This window comes from Vibrio sp. 10N.222.52.C12 (genome assembly GCF_041474215.1).
Taxonomy (GTDB): domain Bacteria; phylum Pseudomonadota; class Gammaproteobacteria; order Enterobacterales; family Vibrionaceae; genus Vibrio; species Vibrio crassostreae_C.
In genome coordinates this window covers 1-3,723 of sequence record NZ_JBFRTR010000130.1, presented here as the reverse complement: position 1 = coordinate 3,723, position 3,723 = coordinate 1, and the positions used below count along the sequence as shown (strand labels likewise).

Here is a 3,723-nt window from a genome sequence, read left to right as displayed (position 1 = left end):
TCAGCTTCAACCATCATTGCACACAATTCTTCAAGTGTCGTTGTAGGTTCCCAACCAAGCTCTTTCTTCGCTTTTTCTGGGTTACCGATCAACAGTTCAACTTCTGCAGGACGGTAGAATTTAGGGTTAATTCTCATAACCACTTTACCAGTCGCTTTATCTGTTGCTGTTTCGTTCTCTTCAGAACCATTCCACTCTAGTTCAATATCAGCAGCTTTGAATGCCATCGTAACAAAATCACGAACTGTTTCAGTGCGGTTTGTAGCAAGCACATAAGTATCAGGCTTGTCTACTTGAAGCATACGCCACATGCCTTCTACATAATCTTTTGCAAAACCCCAGTCGCGCTTCGCATCCATGTTACCAAGCTCAAGCACATCTAGCTTACCTAACTTGATTTTCGCTACAGAATCAGTGATTTTACGTGTAACGAATTCTTGGCCACGCAACGGTGATTCATGGTTAAACAAAATACCACTAGTAGCAAAAATGTCGTATGACTCACGGTAGTTAATCACCATCCAGTGAGCATACAGTTTTGCAACACCGTACGGGCTACGTGGGTAAAATGGCGTAGATTCACGTTGAGGGATTTCTTGTACCTTACCAAACATTTCTGAAGTCGATGCTTGGTAAAAACGAATCTTAGGGTTAACAATACGAATAGCTTCTAAAAGATTAACCGGACCGATGCCTGTAATTTCTGCAGTAGTAAGTGGTTGATCAAATGATACGCCCACAAAGCTAAGTGCAGCAAGGTTATACACTTCATCTGCACCCGTTGTTTGTAGTAAACGAATACTGCTAGAAAGATCCGTTAGATCATATTCAATAAGCTCCAAATTAGGGTGGTTCTCAATTCCTAACTCTTCGATACGCCAGAAGTTCACAGAACTTGTACGACGGTATGTACCGTATACTTTGTAGCCTTTATCCAAAAGTAGCTCTGCTAAGTATGCGGCATCTTGACCTGTAATACCTGTAATTACTGCTGTTTTCATATTTCCCTCTGTATCTAAGAAAATTTATCGCTAAAGTTAGTTAAGTATTTCTACTGAGATTCGCTTAATAACCAATTCAGATTCTGGATTAGTATAATTTGTTCTAACTTCAAGTAGTTTATCTTTTTGACTTTCGACCAGTTCAAACTGGGATTCTACTCTGCCCTGAATAGCATTAAGAAGAGAGCCATTGTGCGATACGCCATCACTCCCGACAACAATATCCCAGTAACCACAACTAGAAGACCCGATACACATATACTCGATAACTGCTCGATATTTACCCGGCTGTAACTGGAGGTATGGACCAAAAGTCAAAAAACCAGTAACTCCATCACTAAGTACCTCGCCATTATTGTTTACTCTACCTACGATACTTGGTAATTCACTAGCCTTCCATGAATACCGTTTCCTTTTTAAGACGTCTTTAGGCAGATAAACGTAAGAAAATTTGCCAGCCTCCAACTGTTTTTCTGAAATACCATTCAGCAACTTACTGTGTTCGTAATCAGATTCACGAGAAAGGAATTTACTGAGGCTCGCCTTGTCTGTATACATAATTCTGACGTTACTAGAGCTATCCATGGCTAAACAAGGGAATGAATTAAGACCATTAAATTCAACGTACCCATCTTGATGAGCGGTGTTTTCACAAAAAGTCTCATAATCAGAATATAATAGTCGAGGGAAGTTGTTTATAATAAACTGAGACAATGAATTAAAATAAACATAACTAGAGTTTGTTATTGTATTTATAGCTATAAAAAAAACGAGAGCGTTGAGTAAAGATACATGTGTACAGTACTTAGCCCATACCGAAATAACGAACATACAGATTAATGGATATATCCAAACAGAATATCTAATCACATTATCCATGCCTGAGTTCCAATTATGCGTAGTAGCGCCAGCACAAACCGCAATGAATATTCCAAACATCATAGCTATGTTATAACTTAAATTGCTTTTCACAATCAAGGCTCTGACTATGCATGTAAAAAAAGCCAATAATAATACACAGTTATAAATAATCAAACCAGATACAGGACTTAAAAACAATCCTACAATACGTTCAATGCTTATATTAAGCACGTCACTGTATCCCTCTCGAGCTATGATATTAGGCACACCATAATGATAGAGATAAAACATTGATGGGAGTAAACTAATACCCGTAATTGCAATTGACTGGAACAACAATCCGTATTTTTTTTCTTTATAAGAAAAAACTAAGTCACAAAATAGAATAGCGGATGAAAATAAAATAACAGGTGGGTTTTGGAAAGATGCCAAAGCAAAGAGAATGTAAAAAAGTCTCCTACTTCCGGACAAATAAAAGCCGATCCCCATAAACAGCAAGCTGTACGTAAAAACTTCAGGATGCGTCCAATCAACGTAAAAGATGCCAGGGCCAAACATCGCCATCAAGATCAATGAAATCTTTATCGAAAATGAGTTTTTACCAAGCGAAATAACTGTAACAGCCAGGAACATAAAAAACACGTTCGCCATATAGAAACTTTGCAAGTCATGCAAATTAAATACATCTGAAATCATTTTAAAAGGCAAAACAGCCAGAGCGTAACTAAAGAAATGATACGAATATTCTCGATCATCATTAGACTCATAGTATCCTGAAATATTCTCATCATCAATGTAAGGAATATTGAATGAATCTCTTTCAGATTTTTCCTTAGCACTTAAAATATCTTGTTCTAACAATTCAGGTGAACCGTGGTTCAAGAATGATTCTGTCATTAAATAGTATTCATTTCCATCCCCGCGAATTACTGGAGCATTAGTTGATATCACTGACCACAAATAAATAACAAAAAATGAAATAATAATCGGGAAAATATAATTCTTCTTCATCAATTCCCACTCCAAGAAATGACTAATAAACCTGCGAAAACCAACCCTAAGCCGAATAATACTTGGCCGCTTAGATTTTCATTAAAAACAAAAACACCGATCAAAGTAATACCGATCAACGATCCACCAGTGAGCATCATATAGCCAATCGAAACAGGAATACTTCTTAATGCTAAGCTATAACATATAAATGAAAAACCAAGAGCTCCCAAAGCGAGAAACAAATAGAGATAGTTTAATGATGTCACCAGATAACTTTTCTTCATAGAAAAATTAGCGAATACATTCAAACCTACGGCTAACATTATTAATAAAGTAGTACTCATAGGCTTCCTGCAAAAATGAACATAATAAAAATAGAAAGGAATATTTTCAAACTTGTTCTGTCTTTGATAGCAAATTTGATCGGGTCTTCGTCAATCTTAGATCGCTCACTCAAAATCCAAACGTAAGAAATCCAGTACAAGATCGCTGGTATAATAAACCATAGCATCATCCCACCAGTATTTGAGTAATAATTATAAGGGTTGGTGCTTATAAACAATGCAAAAACCAAGCATGATATCATTCCAGAACTTATCCCTAGAGAATTTATTACTTGAATATCTTTTATTTTATAAGCTCGACCATTAATAGAGTCGTCAGCATGACCAAGTTTCTCTTTGTTAGATAATTCTATCTTTCTTTTAAGAAGAGCAAGACTAAAAAAGAAGAAAAAACTAGTTGACAATAACCATGGCGAAATATCAACATCAATAGCCAAAGCGCCACTAATAACTCGGATAGTAAATAAAACAGCAAGGCAAACAACGTCCAATATCAGTTTCTTCTTTAATATAAAAGAATACAC

At 36.3% G+C, this 3,723-nt stretch carries 3 protein-coding genes and 1 pseudogene; all 4 read right to left on the bottom strand.

The window, feature by feature from the left end:
* A partial coding sequence (gene gmd / locus AB4623_RS20815) for a GDP-mannose 4,6-dehydratase (RefSeq protein WP_372147325.1) occupies positions 1 to 1,001 on the bottom strand: 1,001 nt, incomplete at its 3' end.
* 36 nt (positions 1,002 to 1,037) lie between these two features.
* Positions 1,038 to 2,873 (bottom strand): hypothetical protein, encoded by a 1,836-nt coding sequence (locus tag AB4623_RS20810; RefSeq protein WP_372147324.1) that lies wholly within the window; start codon positions 2,871 to 2,873, stop codon positions 1,038 to 1,040.
* Positions 2,873 to 3,199 carry a multidrug efflux SMR transporter gene (locus AB4623_RS20805; RefSeq protein WP_372147323.1) on the bottom strand — a complete coding sequence of 109 codons (327 nt, stop codon included), beginning with the start codon at positions 3,197 to 3,199 and terminating at the stop codon, positions 2,873 to 2,875. Before AB4623_RS20805 ends, AB4623_RS20810 begins: the two co-directional genes overlap by 1 nt.
* Positions 3,196 to 3,723 (bottom strand): annotated as a pseudogene (locus AB4623_RS20800) (hypothetical protein); the annotation flags it as partial. The pseudogene AB4623_RS20800 and the gene AB4623_RS20805, both read right to left, overlap by 4 nt.

Coding starts and splice junctions, on each gene's coding strand:
- AB4623_RS20810 (WP_372147324.1), bottom strand. CDS start 2,873: ATGAAGAAGAATTATATTTTCCCGATTATTATTTCATTTTTTGTTATT.
- AB4623_RS20805 (WP_372147323.1), bottom strand. CDS start 3,199: ATGAGTACTACTTTATTAATAATGTTAGCCGTAGGTTTGAATGTATTC.